Annotated in this window: 12 protein-coding genes and 1 tRNA gene; 5 read left to right on the top strand and 8 right to left on the bottom strand. The window is 55.9% G+C overall.

The window, feature by feature from the left end; genetic code table 11:
• Positions 1–2 precede the first annotated feature (2 nt).
• From GOW92_RS15745 to GOW92_RS15730, 4 genes are read right to left on the bottom strand one after another with little or no spacing between them, the layout of a single operon-like run.
• Positions 3–2,414, bottom strand: a complete 2,412-nt coding sequence (locus GOW92_RS15745; RefSeq protein ID WP_170561604.1) for an FAD-dependent oxidoreductase — start codon at positions 2,412–2,414, stop codon at positions 3–5.
• Positions 2,414–4,813 (bottom strand): GcvT family protein, encoded by a 2,400-nt coding sequence (locus GOW92_RS15740; protein ID WP_170561602.1) that lies wholly within the window; start codon positions 4,811–4,813, stop codon positions 2,414–2,416. The genes GOW92_RS15745 and GOW92_RS15740 overlap by 1 nt, the downstream gene beginning before the upstream one ends.
• Positions 4,810–6,099, bottom strand: a complete 1,290-nt coding sequence (locus GOW92_RS15735; RefSeq protein WP_170561600.1) for an aspartate aminotransferase family protein — start codon at positions 6,097–6,099, stop codon at positions 4,810–4,812. Before GOW92_RS15735 ends, GOW92_RS15740 begins: the two co-directional genes overlap by 4 nt.
• A complete protein-coding gene (locus GOW92_RS15730; protein WP_254453055.1) occupies positions 6,096–7,634 on the bottom strand; it encodes a trimethylamine methyltransferase family protein in 1,539 nt (512 codons plus the stop codon). The genes GOW92_RS15735 and GOW92_RS15730 overlap by 4 nt, the downstream gene beginning before the upstream one ends.
• Positions 7,635–7,749: 115 nt before the next feature.
• Between GOW92_RS15730 and GOW92_RS24945 the strand changes: the two genes are divergently transcribed.
• Complete coding sequence (locus GOW92_RS24945) at positions 7,750–8,616, top strand: LysR family transcriptional regulator (protein ID WP_170561596.1); 867 nt, start codon at positions 7,750–7,752, stop codon at positions 8,614–8,616.
• Positions 8,617–9,035: 419 nt separating this feature from the next.
• On the opposite strand, the gene GOW92_RS15720 is transcribed toward GOW92_RS24945, so the two are convergent.
• A tRNA-Thr gene (locus tag GOW92_RS15720) sits at positions 9,036–9,111 on the bottom strand.
• A gap of 221 nt (positions 9,112–9,332) precedes the next feature.
• Between GOW92_RS15720 and GOW92_RS15715 the strand changes: the two genes are divergently transcribed.
• From GOW92_RS15715 to arsB, 4 genes are read left to right on the top strand one after another with little or no spacing between them, the layout of a single operon-like run.
• A complete protein-coding gene (locus GOW92_RS15715) occupies positions 9,333–10,166 on the top strand; it encodes a MarR family transcriptional regulator (RefSeq protein WP_170561595.1) in 834 nt (277 codons plus the stop codon).
• A complete protein-coding gene (locus tag GOW92_RS15710) occupies positions 10,163–11,161 on the top strand; it encodes an ArsJ-associated glyceraldehyde-3-phosphate dehydrogenase (RefSeq protein WP_170561594.1) in 999 nt (332 codons plus the stop codon). Before GOW92_RS15715 ends, GOW92_RS15710 begins: the two co-directional genes overlap by 4 nt.
• Positions 11,158–12,423, top strand: coding sequence for an organoarsenical effux MFS transporter ArsJ (arsJ, locus tag GOW92_RS15705; protein ID WP_170561593.1), 1,266 nt, complete (start codon positions 11,158–11,160; stop codon positions 12,421–12,423). The genes GOW92_RS15710 and arsJ overlap by 4 nt, the downstream gene beginning before the upstream one ends.
• Positions 12,420–13,442, top strand: a complete 1,023-nt coding sequence (arsB, locus tag GOW92_RS15700; RefSeq protein ID WP_170561592.1) for an ACR3 family arsenite efflux transporter — start codon at positions 12,420–12,422, stop codon at positions 13,440–13,442. The genes arsJ and arsB overlap by 4 nt, the downstream gene beginning before the upstream one ends.
• Before the next feature lie 26 nt (positions 13,443–13,468).
• Here the strand turns inward: arsB and glf are convergent, their stop codons facing one another.
• From glf to GOW92_RS15685, 3 genes are read right to left on the bottom strand one after another with little or no spacing between them, the layout of a single operon-like run.
• Complete coding sequence (gene glf, locus GOW92_RS15695) at positions 13,469–14,617, bottom strand: UDP-galactopyranose mutase (RefSeq protein ID WP_170561591.1); 1,149 nt, start codon at positions 14,615–14,617, stop codon at positions 13,469–13,471.
• Between the two features lies 1 nt (position 14,618).
• Positions 14,619–15,509, bottom strand: coding sequence for a hypothetical protein (locus GOW92_RS15690; protein ID WP_170561590.1), 891 nt, complete (start codon positions 15,507–15,509; stop codon positions 14,619–14,621).
• Positions 15,506–16,306, bottom strand: a complete 801-nt coding sequence (locus tag GOW92_RS15685) for a glycosyltransferase family 25 protein (RefSeq protein ID WP_170561589.1) — start codon at positions 16,304–16,306, stop codon at positions 15,506–15,508. The genes GOW92_RS15690 and GOW92_RS15685 overlap by 4 nt, the downstream gene beginning before the upstream one ends.
• Positions 16,307–16,849 lie beyond the last annotated feature (543 nt).

Raw genomic sequence — 16,849 nt, 5'->3', positions numbered from 1 at the left:
TCTCAGTCCTCGGCTCTTGGGCGCAGGTTGTCGGCATCAAACAGCGGGGCGTCATGTATCGTCACCGGATAAGCATCATTCAAAATCTGAACCGTAAGATTTGCGCGCGGCGTCCCTTTCTTTACAAAGAGCCACCCGAGCGATTTGCCCACCGTGTAGCCGTAGCCACCCGACGTGGTCAGACCTACGATCCGGTCTTTCAACAAGACCGGCTCTCCGCCATAAATATCGAGACTGTCAGCATGAAGCTCTGCATAAAGCAGCTCCCATTCCGGATTACGCGCCAGCATCGCGTCCTTGCCGATGAAATCACGATCCTTGGCCACGATGAACCTTTCAAGCCCAACATCCAGCGGACCGACATCAGTCGTCATTTCACCGCTGGCGCGATAAGCTTTTTCCATCCGCAATCCGTTGAAAGCATAGGACCCCAGATCGGCCAGTCCAAACTTGGCACCTGCCTCGAACAGAGCATCATAGATGTCTGCAATGCGCTCCAGCGGGGCGTGAAGTTCCCAGCCCAATTCGCCCACGAATGAAACGCGCAACGCATAGCAGGGCACCTGGGCGACCGTGATTTCCTGCCCTGAAAGCCATGGGAAAGCTGCATTGGACAGATCGGCCTCTGTCAGTTCAGACAAAATGCGCCGCGAAGCAGGGCCTGACATAGCCAGCATTCCCCAATCGGCGCTGTGATCAACAATCTGCACGTCTTCACCCGGCTGGATATGGCTTTGTATCCAGGCGAAATCCGGGTTAGCGCGAGCAATTGGGGAGCCTGTGAAATAGCGATCCTTATCCATACGCCAAATGGTGATCTCAGTCTCGAACCGGCCCTTTTCGGTCAACAGATGGTTGAGGCTCATCCGCCCGTTTTTGCAAGGGATACGGTTGGCAGACAGGCGATCCAACAGTTTGCCCGCATCCTTGCCAGTGATCTCGAATTGGGCGAATGCGCAAAGGTCGATCACACCAGCGGCTTCACGGGTAGCTTTTGCCTCGGCCAGCGCATTTTCATGCCAGGGCTGATGGCCCCAACCGATTTTCTCAACTTCACCGACATCCCCGAAGTAACGCGGACGCTCCCACCCTGCAATCTCACCAAACACCGCCCCTTTGGCAGCCAGCCGATCATAGAGAGGATGCCGGTTCACAGGGCGCAAGCTATTGAACTGTTTTCCGGGGCACGGCGTGTCATGACGGCGCATGAATTCGTCTTTGGTGCGCTCAACGATGTAATGATCCGATGCAAAATCTCCGTAACGGCGGGGATCAAGGCTGCGCGTGTTGATCGAGGTTTCGCCGTGCACCATCCAGTCGGCCAGTACTTTGCCAGCACCGCCGCCCCACGCAAGACCAATGGATGAGCCACAAGACAGCCAGACATTGGGCGCACCAGAAGGCCCGACCAGCATTCCTCCATCCGGCGTATGGGTGATCGCGCCGCGCACAACGCGTTTGATTCCAAGCTCGGCCAGGATCGGCATCTTGTCGAAAGCGACCATCAGGAAATCGCCAATCGAGTCGTAATCCGCAGCAAACAGCTCGTTCTCGGCGGCCCATGGCGCGCCTTCAGGCATTTCCCAAACGGTCGGGCAAACATGGCCCTCGTAAATACCAATCAATCCGGATTTCTGTTCCTGCCGGATATAGCCACCATAAGAGTTGTCGCGCATCACCGGCAATTCCGGGCGGCCTTCGAATTCGGGCACTGTGTCGGTGACAAGGTAGTGATGTAGGCAAGAGACCGAGGGGATCTTGAGCCCGAACCATTCGCCGACCTGATTGGCGTAGGAACCGGCGGCAATCACGATATGCTCGGCCAATACGTCGCCCTTTTGGGTCTTGAGCAGCCACATATCGCCCCTGCGACTGGCACCCAGAACCTGATTGTGCCGCTCGATCTTTGCCCCTCGAGCACGGGTAGCAGCGGCCAGTGCCATCGTCACGCCAGACGGGTCTATGTGCCCATCCTCATAGGTTCGTACGGCAGCTTTAACGTTATCGACATTGTAGAACGGGTTGCCTTTCGCAACCTCATCCGGCCCCACCAAATCCATCGGCAGATCCAGCAATCTGCCGACGCCCATGATCGATTTCATCCAGTCGACTTCATCATCGGTTGTGGCAATGCGGAACCCACCGACCTCATGCCAACCGATGCTTTGCCCCGTTTCCAACTCGACGCGCTTGTAGGTCTCGATCGAGGTCTTGTTGATCCAGCCTGCAACACGGCTGCCCACGGCATGGGCAATTTGCCCTGCTGCGTGCCATGTGGACCCGCTGGTCAGTTCAGCCTTTTCAAACAGGATCGTGTCGGTCCAGCCATTTTCAGCGAGTTGGAACTGGGCCGCAACGCCCATAATACCGCCGCCAATGATCGCAACGCGGGTCGTGCGTGCCGTCTGCGACATCAAAACGCCTCCTTGGCGGGTTGTAGCGAACATTTTGCGGAATAGCGGGTACAGGCGATTTCCACCTCGAACCCCGTCACAACGTCATGCCCCGCAATCAGATCCAACGGCGCGTTTATCATCGCCAGCGCAGCAGAGCGGTCAAAACGATAGCTCCACGCCGCAGAAGTTATCTGTCCAACGACGCGGCCATCATAGTAAATCGGTTCATCATGAATCGGGATCGCGTTCGGGTCATCGAACATAAGCGAAACGATCTGACGCTTGGGTGGACCCGCTTTAATCAGCGCCTCCTCACCTACGAAGCCGGTGCCAAAAGCGCAGAACGCACCCAACCCGGCCTCTTGCGGGGTTGTGCCCGGTGTCAATTCATGGCCGAAGGCACGAAACCCACTTTCGATCCGCAAGCTGCCGCTGGCAAAGAGGCCCGCATGAGAGGCACCTGCCACGACAAGCGCCTCATGCGCGGCCATGGCCATGTCAGCAGGAACATAAAGTTCATACCCCACTTCACCGGTAAAGCTCAGACGACCAGCCCAACCGCGCGCTAACCCGATCTCGACCGACGCAAAACAAAAGCGTTTGAGGTCAGGTACTGACGCATTGCTGGCAGCCTGCAATACGTCGTGCGCTTTAGCCCCGGCGAGGCCAATCACGGCATAGCCGCTTGTCACATCGGTAAACTCGACACGGAAGTCACCTTTGGTGTCGCGCATACGTTTCATGACACGGACAACTTCGCCCGCACCGACGATCATCAGATAAGTCGCCGGGCCATGACGTTGCACGGTCAGATCGCTTTCAACACCACCTCGCGCATTCAGGATTTGTGTATAGGCGATGCGCCCTTCGGCGATGTCCATCTGCGCGGCACATAGCCGGTTGAGAAAGGCGCAGGCGTCCGGCCCCTGTATCATGATCTTGCCAAAGGCGGATTGATCAAGAATGGCCGCGCCATTGCGGCAGGCGTCTACTTCCCGCTTCACCTGACCGCGCCATTTCGGTGCGGCGAAGGTGAGTGGCAGATGCGTTGCGTCTCCACCAAAATGCACGGCGCGTTCCCAGCCCCCTCGCGCCTCAAACCGCGCGCCCGCGGCCATCAGCCCCTGGTGAATTGGCGAGCGGCGCTGACCGCGCCCAGTGTCCATTGAACGACCCGGATAGGGATTGTCGTAGTGCCGACCCAGCACCTCAGGAATGCGGGCTTCTAGCGCGCCCAACACGTTCATTTCGGGACTGAAACGGCGTATGTCAGCTTCGTTCAGTTCCATCGTCGGCTCGCCCGCGATGATCCATTCTGCCATCGCCTTGCCCGCGCCACCGGCCAAAGCGATCCCGGTAGAATTCATGCCCCCCATCAGGAAGAGACCCGGCACCTCAGGGCTTTCACCCAACATGAACTGGCTGTCGAGTGTAAAGCTTTCGGGGCCGTTCAGCAGCATCCGCACTTCGGCGGTTTCCAGAGCGGGAATGCGGCGCAGCGCATTCTCCATCATCGGCATGAAGTGGTCCCAATCTTCATCCAGCAGATCGAATGAAAAATCCGCAGGCAGATCGCGCGTAGAAATGCCCTTGGCATGAGGCTCAAACGAGCCGACCAGCAAGCCCTCAACATCGTCGCGGGCATAAAGATAGGCGTCCTGATCGTTCAGCGTTGGCAGATGCACACCTTTGCCAAGCGCTCGTACCTCGGCCAGCGGCTTCGTCAGAATGTAGAAATGCTCGCAGGCATAAAGCGGCATATGCGCACCAGCCATTTCAGCCACTTCGCGCGACCAGAGACCGCTGGCGATCACGACCTCTTCGGCCTCAATCACGTACTCACCGATTTCGACGCCCGAGATGCGACCATCTTTCTTTTGCAACCCGGTCACACGGGTGTCTTCGAAAAATTTCACACCGCGCGCCTTGGCTCCTTTGGACAAGGCAAGCGCCACATCAGACGGGTTCACGCGCCCATCAGCAGGCGACCAAACGGCACCGATCACATCGTCCACTTCAATCAACGGCCAAAGTTCTTGTGCGCGGACGGCATCGACCACCTCGGCCTCCAGCCCAAAAGCACGACCAAGCGATACCTGCCGTTTGATGTTGGTCAGCCGGTCCTCATTGGTTGCCAGCGTCAGCGATCCCGTTTGTGTCCAGCCAGTGGCCTGTCCGGTCTCAACTTCCAACTCGCCGTAAAGGTCAATCGAGTAGTTGATCAATTTCGTCAGCGTCGCCGACGGGCGCAAACGCCGAACCAGACCGGCGGCATGCCATGTGGTGCCTGACGTCAGTTTCGAACGCTCCAGCAGCACGACATCTTTGCGCCCTTCGCGGGCCAGGTGATAGGCGATGGAACACCCGACAACGCCACCGCCGATGATGACGGTGCGGGCGGAGGACGGGAGGGTCATTGCAATGCTCCGTCGCGGATCATGTCCGACAAAGTGTCGTCAAAGGCCAAGAGCGCTTCATCAACTAGTTCGGGTGTATGCGCGGCTGAGGTCAAACCAGAAGTATAGGCCATCATATCCACGCCGCGCGTCAGCATGCCGTCGCGATAGGCTTTGACCAAGGGTTTCGGTAGCCCCCTAATTTCGGCAGGGCTAAGTCCATCCAGACTGCTACGGCCGAAAAACACGTGGAAAACCGAACTGTCGCCATAGGCAATGCCCGCGATGCCCCGCCTCTTCATGGCGGCATTCATACCATCGCGCATGCGTGCGGCCATGGTATCGGCATGCGCCTGCGCCTCGCCGCTGGCCAAGAGCGAAATCGCGGCACAGGCTGTAGCCGCAATCAGGGGCGAGCCGTTAAAAGTGCCCTTGTGGCTGACCGCAGGCCCAAACCCGCCTCGCACGGTTGCATTGTTCAAAAGCTCCATGATTTCGGCGCGACCACAAATCACGCCACCGGGCAAACCGCCTGTCGCGATTTTTGCCAAAGTGGTGAGGTCGGGTACGATCCCGTCGCGTGCCTGACGCCCACCAGGCGACCAGCGAAATCCGGTGATGATCTCATCAAAGATGAGCACAACACCGGCGGCACGCGCAACGTCGTACAGCGCCATCAAGGTATCGGTGGCCAAGGGGACGCAGCCATAATTCGCGCCCGAGGCTTCAATGATTACCGTGCCAATACGGTCATCCCGTAGCGCGCCTTCCATAGCCTGAGGATCGGCTGCACAGATATGGATCAGATCGTTGATGGCATCCGGGATACCCAAAGACGGCGCCTGATCGCTGCCCGGCCTTGCCCCTTTCAATGCGTGATCATGCCAACCATGGAAATGGCCCTCAACACGCAGCACGTGATCCTTGCCCGAATATGCTCTCCCAAGTCGCAGTGCCAGCATCGTGGATTCCGTACCCGATGCGGTGAAACGTGTGCGTTCGGCAGAAGGAATTAGCCGGTTGACCCACTCGGCCCACTCAATCTCCTGGGTGTGGCAGTCCGCGCTGAAAATCGAACGTTCGGCCTGTCTCTGCACCGCTTCGACAATTGCCGGGTGACAATGTCCTAACATCTGACTGGCGCTGCCCATTTTGAAATCAATATAGCGGCGTCCTTCAACGTTCCACTTTTCGGCACCTAGCGCGCGATCAATGTATATTGGGTGCGGATCACGAAATCGTAGCTCATGGCTGACGCCGCCTGGCAGGCTCGCGCGGGCGCGGGTGCTAAGATCTTGGTTCATCATTCCGGCCGTCCGATTTGTGCCCGTGTCAGGCGGATATCAAAATTCATCCTAAGCGTGCGATCCACTTCGTCCGGCAGGTGGCTGGGATAATACGTACTCAGGATCTCTCTCGCCTTCTCCCGCGCAACGTCGCCAATCCGCTGAGCACCATCATCTTGCCAGTCGCGAGGCGCGCGCCGATCGCCGATCTCGGGATAGAAGTAATCTGACTTCATTCGGCCGAATGTGTGTTGCTCACCCAAAAAGTGCCCTTCACCCCGACAGACATCTGCGATGACATCAGCGGCGATATTTTCGGGTGTTGCTTCGACGCCGCGTACAGTGCGCAGGATGTTACCCAAAAGGTCATTGTCGCTGACATAGGCCGCGTGACTCACCCCCAAAAGGCTCGACATCATACCGGCGGCCTGGGTAATGATATTTGACCCGGCATGCGCCGCCATTGTCACCGCCAGCGATTTCTCGGCCCCATATTGGGCATCCAGCCGTTTTGCATCTGTGATCCCGGCAATTGAGCTCGTTGGCAAATCCCATCGCCGACCCATTTGCGCAGCACCTGCCATCAAGATGGCCTGTTCACCGCCACCGCCGCTCATCGATCCAGTCCGCAAGTCTGCCACCAGAGGTTTAGGCGCAAAAATCGCCTTGACCTTTGGATCGACCAATCGCGCAAATACCAGACCTGCCAGCGTTTCCGCTATCGCCTGCACCAGCGATCCGGCAATCGTTGCCGGGCTGGTGGCCCCGGCCTGTCCGGCGCTGATCAGCTGCACCGGGAACCCGGCCTTGATCGCCAACTCCAGCACCTCACAGGCTTCTTCGGCAAAACGCATTGGCGGAACCACATGGCACACCATGATCGTTAGGAAGGGACGGGCACGAAATGCCTCTTCGCCACCGGCGATTTCATAGCAAAGCTTTGCAATATCGGCGACGTTCTGCGGCTCGGTAACCGAAATCGAAACGTGCTTGGACGTGCCCGTAAGACAGGCGTAAGCGGTGTTCAGATCCATCGACGCGTTGTCTTCGACATCGCGTGCCACAACCGATCGGCTAAAGTGGTGAATATTGTCCATCCGGTCCACGATCCGCGCTGCATCGTAGAGGTCCTGCAATGTCGAATCTCGATATTCATGAGTGTCGAGATCAAACACGCCAGGCGCCGCGCCGCCGGTAGACATATGCACGCGGGCGGCTTCAATCTTCAGGTCGTTCTCGGGACGCTGGCCACATAAGGTGAACCCCCGCTGCGCTCCGTCCATCGCCCATTTCACCAGCGCGCGCGGGAACAACAGCCGACCATCATCCGTCATGGCCCCGCCAGCAGCAGTGACTTTTTCGATCATCGAGGGAATGGCCTGGCTGAGCCCCAGGTCTTCAAGAAGCTTATATGCGGCTTCCTCGACCATACTTTCTTCGTCAGGCAAGAGCGGTTTAAGACGCCCACCAATCACCCCTGGCCATACCGGTGGCTGCGGGCCAGTCTCCGAGACTTGCTTTAAGCGGTCTTTACGACCGCGCCGACGGTTTGCCATGGTCATCGATTCATGAGCTCAGGTTTATGCAGCCCTATCCTGCACCGGAAATAGCAGAGTTTACAAAAGCAACATTCTCAGCAATGAATGAGAAAAACTCATCTATTGGATTGCCGTGACAGCTTCTCTTACAGCTTTACGTGCCTTTGACGCCGCCGCCCGGAACGGCAGTTTTCGGGCAGCCGCGGCGGACCTAACTGTGACCCCGACTGCGATCAGTCATCATATTCGCGGATTGGAGGATCAGTTTGGCGTCAAGCTATTCAGGCGGGAGGGTCGTGATGTCACCCTGACAGCTGAAGGCAGGCGCTTGGCCCACGCTACCAGTCAGGCCTTTGGCCTGTTGGACAGTGCGGTTCAATCCATGCATCGAAGCGCACGCAAAGCGGTGCGAGTTTCGGCGGGACCGATCTTTACGGCGCGCTGGCTCATGCCACGGATTAGTGATTTTTGGGAAGCCCATCCCGAGATCGAATTGGAAGTGGTGCCAGCCCTTTATCCCGGCGCGCACGAACGCGAGAATGTCGATATCATAATCCGCTGGGACCGCATCGCCGACATGGCAGAAGATGCAATCAAGCTGCTTGAGCTTAGCCCGGTCGCCATAGCATCCGAAGAGTTTGTCACTACACGAGGACCTATCGATCACCCAAAGGATCTATTAACCTTGCCCCTTTTGCATCAAAGAAATCACTGGGGATGGCGGGACTGGTTTGAGGCAATGGGTGTTTCAATAGCCGATCTGCTTTACGGGCCGATCTTCGAGGACGCAAACGTGCTGCTGCGCGGCGCTGCCGAAGGCCAGGGAGCAATCATTGGCTGGCTTCCACTGATCGACCAGGATCTGGCGGAAAACAGAGTCGTTCGGATTTTTGATGAGCGTATCGCCCCAACCCATGGCTACTTTATCGATGTCCAGCATACCAGCAGGACACGTTCTGAGGTTCGAGAAGTTGAGGATTGGCTTGTCACACAATCATGATTGACAATTGCATCAGTTGTTGAGCGATTGGCCATCATGTTTTCATGAAGCTGTCGATCTGTAATTGCTCACAGATGCCACGCCAGCTAACACCCTGAAGGGCAACGACAGCTCCATCCGCAGATCGGTCAGGCGCCCAATTTCGATTAACGCCTGTTGTTCTTGAAGGCTGCCGTCGGAGCCTAACCTCGTTAATAAGTGCAGAACCTAGGTCGGCGTGCCCGTCTTAGTTGGGACCTTTTTCACAGCCCTAACTCTAACAAAAACCAACATTCACCATCATCAAACATATTAGAGGAATGCGTATCAAGGGAATCGATGGCAAGAAAATCGGGGCGCATATCCATCAACAAAATAACAGGGGATACACAATAACACACTATAAAAAATATTAAATTACAGCGCCTTATCTTCAAATATGGTGCCTCAAGAGGGACTCGAACCCCCGACCTTGTCCTTACGAAGGACCTGCTCTACCAGCTGAGCTATTGAGGCAAGCGATGGTGTCCTTAAACCCTAGTGCTAATGCGTGCAAGTCTCGTTAGCCGTGGAAGCCTTCAATGCGCGTGATGATGATTCGGACAGCGCAAATTGCTGGCATCCCACGCCATTCCTGCATTGCTACAAAAAACCAACCTTGCAAAGTACTTAGCCTCGTCTCCGTTGCTTTGTCGTTTAGATTGACTGACTTGCATTATTTCTATATTTCATGAAATATGATAGAACGAATAACAAGCCAATTGGCCATCCTGGGTCATCCGCAGCGCATCCTTGTGTTTCGCATGTTGATCCGGCGTTTTCCTGACAGCGTCCCTGCCGGAGAGTTGGCGGATGAGCTCGACCTTAAGGCCAGCACCCTATCCAATTACCTGAACGCGCTGCAGCGTTCCGGGCTGGTCAAACAGGAACGTTCCGGGACGTCCCTGCGCTATTCGGTAGAAATGAATAACGTGCAGCAGATGCTTGACTATCTGATCGTTGATTGCTGCCGTGGTCGTCCGGATATCTGCATGCCTTTTGCTCAGGGAAGTGAGACGGTGACAGATCGGAAGTTCAATGTCTTGTTTCTGTGCGTGGGCAACTCTGCCCGCTCAATATTTGCGGAATCCTTGCTGCGCCAATTGGGGGGTGACCGGTTCAACGTTTACTCGGCCGGTACCCAGCCCACGTCCCAGCTCAACCCGTTCGCTTTGCAGGTCCTGAGCGACAAGGGGCACGACACCTCTATCCTGCGGTCCAAACATATGTCCGAGTTTGCGGAGCCCGACGCGCCCGAGATGGATTTTGTCTTTACCGTCTGCAATCAGGCCGCAAACGAGGAATGTCCTGCCTGGGAAGGCCAGCCAATCAGCGGCCATTGGGGAATGCCCGACCCGGTAAATGCCACAGGCACGGATGCCGAGAAAAGCCTGGCCTTTCAAAACGCCTACGGCGCGCTCAAGCGCCGGATCGAGGCCTTTACGTCTTTGCCGGTCGAAAGCCTCGACCGGATCGCATTGCAATCTGCTGTTGATGATATTGGCAGGACACCCACTGAGGACATCAAATGACGACTTATGCTGTGAACGGGCTGGGCCGGATGGGAAAACTAGCCCTAAAGCCGTTGTTGGACAAAAGCGCAAAGATTGCATGGATCAACGACGCGGTTGGCGATCCTGAAATGCACGCACACCTTCTGGAGTTTGATACTGTGCATGGGCGTTGGGACGCTACGTTCGAGCATGATGCCGACAGCGTTACGATCAACGGAACCCGTCTGCCATTTATCGGAACCAAAGACCTGTCTGAACTGCCGCTGGACGGCGTCGATGTGGTGATCGACTGCACCGGTGTCTTCAAGACCGAAGCCAAATTGGCGCCGTATTTCGAAGCTGGTGTGACGAAGGTTGTTGTCTCGGCCCCGGTCAAGGATGGCCCGACTGCCAACATCGTCATGGGCGTGAATGAGACTACTTATGATCCGGCTGCCCACAGCATCGTGACAGCGGCGTCCTGCACAACCAATTGCCTGGCACCTGTGGTCAAGGTCATCCACGAAAACCTGGGCATTCGCCATGGGTCGATGACCACGATCCATGACGTGACCAACACACAAACCATCGTGGACCGCCCCGCCAAAGATCTGCGCCGGGCGCGCTCGGCGTTGAACTCTTTGATTCCAACCACCACCGGTTCGGCCACGGCGATTACGCTGATCTACCCGGAACTCAAAGGGCGGCTGAACGGGCATGCCGTGCGCGTGCCGCTGTTGAACGCGTCGTTGACCGATTGCGTTTTCGAGGTTGAGCGTGAGACAACCGTCGAAGAGGTCAACGCGTTATTCAAAACCGCTGCTGACGGTGATCTGAATGGCATCCTCGGCTATGAGACGCGGCCGCTGGTTTCTACCGATTACACCAATGACGAACGGTCTTCGATTGTTGATGCGCCCTCGACCATGGTGGTCAATGGCACACAGGTGAAAATCTATGCCTGGTACGACAACGAAATGGGCTATGCGCACCGCTTGGTCGATGTCGCGCTGATGGTGGGTGCTTCGCTGTGACCCAACGGCCCGCAGGACTGTCGGCCTATATCGCGGTCACGGCGGCCTATTGGGCTTTTATGCTGACCGACGGGGCCCTGCGTATGCTGGTGCTGTTGCACTTTCACACGATGGGGTTTTCGCCGGTTCAATTGGCATATCTGTTTGTACTTTATGAGATCGCCGGCATCGGCACGAACCTTGCCGCGGGTTGGATCGCGGCCCGGTTCGGTTTGACATCTACACTTTATGCTGGGCTGACATTGCAGGTTGGGGCACTGTTGGTTCTCACTCAATTAGACCCTAATTGGGCGATTCCGACCAAAGTTGTCTTTGTGATGATCGTGCAAGGGGCCAGTGGAGTCGCCAAGGATTTGGCCAAGATGTCCTCAAAATCCGCGGTCAAACTGTTGGCCCCAACTGACGGCGGGGGGCTGTTCCGCTGGGTTGCGGCCTTAACCGGGTCAAAGAACGCCGTTAAGGGGCTTGGCTTTCTGCTTGGGGCTGCGTTGCTGGCTACCTTGGGTTTTATGTGGGCCGTTCTCGCAATGGCGGTGATACTGGCGGTGATTCTTGTCGCCGTCATCCTGTTCATGCCGCCCGGCCTGCCCGAGGGTCGCAAAGACGCCAAATTCTCTGAGATCTTTTCGAAATCCGCCAACGTGAATTGGTTATCAGCTGCTCGAGTCTTCTTGTTTGGTGCACGGGACGTTTGGTTCGTGGTCGGCATCCCGATCTACTTTTATGCCGTACTCTCGGACGGCACCGAAGAGGGCAACCGCGCTGCGTTTTTCATGATCGGCACATTCATGGCTGTTTGGGTGATCCTTTACGGGGCCGTTCAGGCCGCTGCACCGAAAATCCTGCGCGCGAGTGAACGGACCGAAGGTGACCTGATCCAAGCGGCCCGAAACTGGGCTGCGGCGCTGTTCTGCGTACCCGCGTCCCTGACCATCGCGGTTCTGCTGTCATCCGGTCCCGAGGCATGGCTGACTGCTACGCTGGTTGTCGGCCTTTTGGCCTTCGGGGCAATTTTCGCGGTCAACTCGTCGCTGCATTCCTACCTGATCCTGACTTTCACCAAGTCCGAGCGGGTGACAATGGATGTGGGCTTTTATTACATGGCCAATGCATCGGGCCGCCTTGTCGGCACAGTCCTATCTGGTTTGACGTATCAAATCGGTGGACTTTCACTGGTTCTGGGCACCGCAGCCGCGATGGTCGCCTTGGCCGCGCTGACGTCCGGCAAACTGACCGATCAGACAAAAGAGGCATATCCATGAGCATCTTCGAACGCTACCTGACTGTCTGGGTCGCACTTGCCATGGTTGGTGGCGTGCTGATCGGGTTGGCAGCACCCGGGCTGGTCCAACTGATCGCTTCCGCCGAAGTGGCCAGTGTCAATCTGGTCGTGGCTCTTTTGATCTGGGCGATGGTTTATCCAATGATGGTCGGCGTCGATTTCGGTGCGGTGGCAGGCGTTGCACGCCAACCGCGCGGGTTGATCGTAACGCTCGTCGTAAATTGGCTGATCAAACCGTTCACAATGGCCTTTCTGGCGGTTTTGTTCTTTGACCACGTCTTTGCGCCGTGGATTAAACCCGAAGACGCCGCACAATACACCGCCGGGCTGATCCTGCTGGGTGCCGCGCCCTGCACAGCGATGGTGTTTGTCTGGTCACAACTCACTAAGGGCGACGCGACCTACACATTGGTTCAGGTATCTGTGAACGATCTGATCATGGTCGTGGCATTTGCCCCGATCGTGGCCTTTCTGCTTGGCGTGACGGACATCCAGGTCCCTTGGCAGACACTGGTCCTGGCAACTGTGCTGTATGTCGTATTGCCGCTGATCGCCGGCCTCTTCACCCGACGCAAACTGGGATCGCAGGAGGCAATCGATGCGTTTTCCGCACGCGTCAAACCGTGGTCGGTCATGGGCCTGATCGCCACCGTCGTCATCCTTTTCGGTCTGCAGGGGCAAACCATCCTGGCCAAACCAATGGTGATTGTCCTGATCGCCATACCAATCCTGATCCAGAGCTACGGTATCTTCGCCTTGGCTTACGGCGCAGCATTTGCCCTAAAGGTGCCACACCGGATCGCCGCACCCTGCGCAATGATTGGTACGTCCAATTTCTTTGAGCTGGCTGTCGCTGTGGCCATCAGCCTGTTCGGCTTGAACTCGGGCGCGGCACTGGCAACGGTTGTCGGCGTTCTGGTTGAAGTTCCGGTAATGCTGTCATTGGTCGCATTTGCAAACCGCACTCGCGCGCGTTTCCCCGAACCCGCGCCAACATAAATTGAGTTGGCGCATTCAAACCTGCGTCAAAGAACTGGAACGAAGAACGGTTTTAAACGTTCTTTTGCCGAGATTGCGGACAGCACGTCCTGAGCGGTATCCAGCGACTCGCGGATCGTGACATCCATATCCAGGTACCGATAGGTTCCCAGACGGCCGACAAATGTGACGTTTTGCGTGCTTTCAGCAAGCGCAACATACTCACCCAGCAGCGCTTTTTCCTTTAGCTGACGGATCGGGTAATACGGTATGTCGTCCGGACCAGCAGCACGGGAAAACTCGCGATAGCAGACCGAGCCGTCATGCGTTTCCCATGGCGAGAAGTGCTTATGTTCGGTAATCCGGGTAAAGGGCACCTCTTCCTCGCCATAGTTCATCACCGCGCAGCCTTGATAGTCGCCCTCATAGGTGAACCGTTCGAAATCAAGCGTGCGATAACCCAGGCGCCCAAGCTCGTAGTCGAAATAGCCATCCAGCGGGCCAGAATAGAACACGTGATCGAAACCAACCGCCATGTCGCGATCGAAAGTGGTATTCAGCTTCACCGTGATACCAGGGTGATCAAGTATACCGGCAATCATGTCGGTATAGCCGTTTTCGGGCATGCCCTGAAATTTATGAAAAAAGTAGTTGTCGTCGTAGTTGAACCGTACTGGCAGGCGCTTGAGGATCGACGCCGGCAGTTCGGACGGGTGACAGCCCCATTGCTTGATCGTGTAGCCTTTGAAAAACGCCTCATACAGATCGCGACCGACGAACCGCATCGCCTGTTCCTCGAAACTCTGCGGGTCGGTGATGGATGTGTCGGCCTGCTCTTCGGTAATAAACGCATGCGCTTCGTCCGGGCGCATGGTCTTGCCGAAGAACTGGTTGATCGTATGCAGGTTCACTGGCAGCGAGTAGACCTGCCCTTGGGACGTGGTTTTGACCCGGTTCTTATAGGGCAGGAAGTTGGCGTATTGGTTCACATACTGCCAGACCTCTTCATCATCAGTATGGAAGATGTGTGGCCCGTAGACATGAACCATGACGCCAGTATCGGCATCACGTTCCGTGTGGCAATTGCCGCCGATATGGTCGCGGCTGTCCACAACTGTAATGTCGTGCCCTTGTTCAGAAAGCTCTCGACCGATTACGGCACCGGACAGACCTGCCCCCACCATCAAAAACCGCATATCAGGTACTTTCCTGTTTCAGCGAAATTGTCGTCATGTCCAGCGGTTTGATCAACTGACGGCGTGCAATCTTGAAAATTCCGGACCTCGCCTCGCTGGCACTGCGGAACTTAGGCAGGACCGACATCCATGCCCGGCACATATGCCACCCCAACTGCAGGCGACCCGAGATTGGCTGCCCACCCTGCAGGATCGCGGCAAAAACGACAGGAACGGTACGCCGCGACAGATCAAACATCTGCTTTAGAACGGCCTCTTCCTCTTCCGAACTGAGGTTGTTCGACGCAGCCATCGCAACTTTCAGGTTCTTTCCAATCGGCCTTGTGTGATGCATCGCAATTTCGTCCAGAATTGCTGTTCGAAACGCGCCGGCCTCGGCCCAGCGGCACCAGATATAGTCCAGGCCATACCCGCTCATCGTACCCTGAAACAGCGGCAGTGCTTTTTTCAGGATATCTTTGTGCAGGCATGGGGCCATGATCTCGATATAGTTCGTGTACCTCAGTACAAACCCCGGGCATTGGCTGAACACAAAATGCGAGAAGTAGCTTTCGGGGGTCAATGATGGTTGCGCAATGCGCAAGCCGTGAAACTGCATGGCATCGAACAGCGCATTTACGTCTGCGGCGCTGATATCCAAATCGTCATCCGGCAGCCAATAGTAGTCATACTGATCAAGGTCACGATCTGCGAGGGTCTTGAATAACCCGTCCCACTTGCCGCCCTTCACCAGCACGGCCTCGACGCCTGGCTCAGGTTTGAAAGCAGCAAAAGCCTCGTCCGAGAAATAGCTGATCAGAAGATCGAAGTTGCGATCTTCATAGGGAATTTCCTGCCACCGGTGGTGCAATGACTTGTTGCCCGCACGGACAACCACAAGGCTATTCTTCATGCGCGGTTCCGAACCCGATTTCCGGCCTGCATCAATGGGCCGAGCCCTTCAATCATGTCTGGGTTCAACGGATGGCTCAACCGCCCGTACGTGTACTTTGTCTGGTACATTAAGTTTCGAACGAACCTGGCCATTGGCGAGCCAGGTTTCATCTTGCTGCGGCAGGGGTCAATTGTGCTGTCTGTCTCTTTGCGCTCTGCGACCATCTGCTCGCCCAGCGTGAGGATTGGCACATTGTGTTCCCAATAGAACTTTAGGTCGATGTCGATGGGACGCGCAATCGGAGCCTCAATCGCCAATAACCGGGCGGCTGCGCGTCGGCCGATAATGTAACCTGTGGTTCTGGGTGGCAGACGATCTGACAAGACAAGATCCTGATCTGCAACGGATTTAATAACCTGGCCATTGTTGCCTGACACGCCGTCGATCTTGATCATGACGTCTTCAAAACATTCGCCGCATTCGGCCAATTCATTAAAAAAAGGCCTGGGATCCTGAACGAAAGTTGCGTCATCTTCCAAAACAAGACTCACATAGTCGGAAGAGTCCGCAACTTCCTGCCAAATCTGACGGTGCCCCAGAGTGCAAGCGACTTCGTTAGGGCTGAGAGGACGTTTGAATTTGATCCGGTTCATGTCTGCGTCATACAGATGCCGCAACTCAGAGTTGTCCAGTTGATCTCCGGCAATGGCGTCGCAAAATTCATGGTTCAAGCCAAAGCGGGCAAATTCGCTTTCGCAGAAACGTCGCCGTTCAACATCTTTCGGCAAACTCAGAATGACAGCCTTAATCGACACTGTTCCAATACCATTTATATTTGCGCCACGTTACTATGAGCCGTATTTACCAAGCACAAGCGCAAAAGGTCTATCTTTTCCCCATGACGCGTCAAGGAGTTCCTGCGGCAAAAAACCGCTGAATTTCAATCGTTACTCTCACACTACAGTTATCTGCCCCACAATATCAGAGCTTCCAATCTCTTCACCCTGATACATATCACAATGAAAGAAAAAAGAAAATCGCATGACCTTATCAATTGAGGCAGCGCGGCTTTCTGCCAACACTTCACAGGATTCGCCATAACTGAGGGATCTCACGTCGCAGGATATACGTAAAGGACGCTCAAAAGTTGTGCAGACAAAATCAAAATTTGCCCCAGAAGCGCCCCCTGGAAACCAGCACGAAAGCCAACAATCCACGGCGCCACCTCTTCGAATGGATCATCAAAACCTTGCACAACACAAAGCTAGCCCTTATCTGACGGGGCCTCTGCGCGACCTGTTGATTGGGTACCTGTGAAGCGTCGTTTGATCTGCCCTTTAGGCCGGAAAGATTATAGG

The organism is Ruegeria atlantica, assembly GCF_013032505.1.
Classification (GTDB): domain Bacteria; phylum Pseudomonadota; class Alphaproteobacteria; order Rhodobacterales; family Rhodobacteraceae; genus Ruegeria; species Ruegeria atlantica_F.
Note: the sequence above shows the minus strand (reverse complement) of the source record. Positions and strands in the feature narration are given on the sequence as shown.

Coding starts and splice junctions, on each gene's coding strand:
- GOW92_RS15690 (WP_170561590.1), bottom strand. CDS start 15,509: ATGAAGAATAGCCTTGTGGTTGTCCGTGCGGGCAACAAGTCATTGCAC.
- GOW92_RS15710 (WP_170561594.1), top strand. CDS start 10,163: ATGACGACTTATGCTGTGAACGGGCTGGGCCGGATGGGAAAACTAGCC.
- arsB (WP_170561592.1), top strand. CDS start 12,420: ATGAGCATCTTCGAACGCTACCTGACTGTCTGGGTCGCACTTGCCATG.
- GOW92_RS15715 (WP_170561595.1), top strand. CDS start 9,333: ATGATAGAACGAATAACAAGCCAATTGGCCATCCTGGGTCATCCGCAG.
- GOW92_RS15740 (WP_170561602.1), bottom strand. CDS start 4,813: ATGACCCTCCCGTCCTCCGCCCGCACCGTCATCATCGGCGGTGGCGTT.
- GOW92_RS15735 (WP_170561600.1), bottom strand. CDS start 6,099: ATGATGAACCAAGATCTTAGCACCCGCGCCCGCGCGAGCCTGCCAGGC.
- GOW92_RS15745 (WP_170561604.1), bottom strand. CDS start 2,414: ATGTCGCAGACGGCACGCACGACCCGCGTTGCGATCATTGGCGGCGGT.
- GOW92_RS15730 (WP_254453055.1), bottom strand. CDS start 7,634: ATGGCAAACCGTCGGCGCGGTCGTAAAGACCGCTTAAAGCAAGTCTCG.
- glf (WP_170561591.1), bottom strand. CDS start 14,617: ATGCGGTTTTTGATGGTGGGGGCAGGTCTGTCCGGTGCCGTAATCGGT.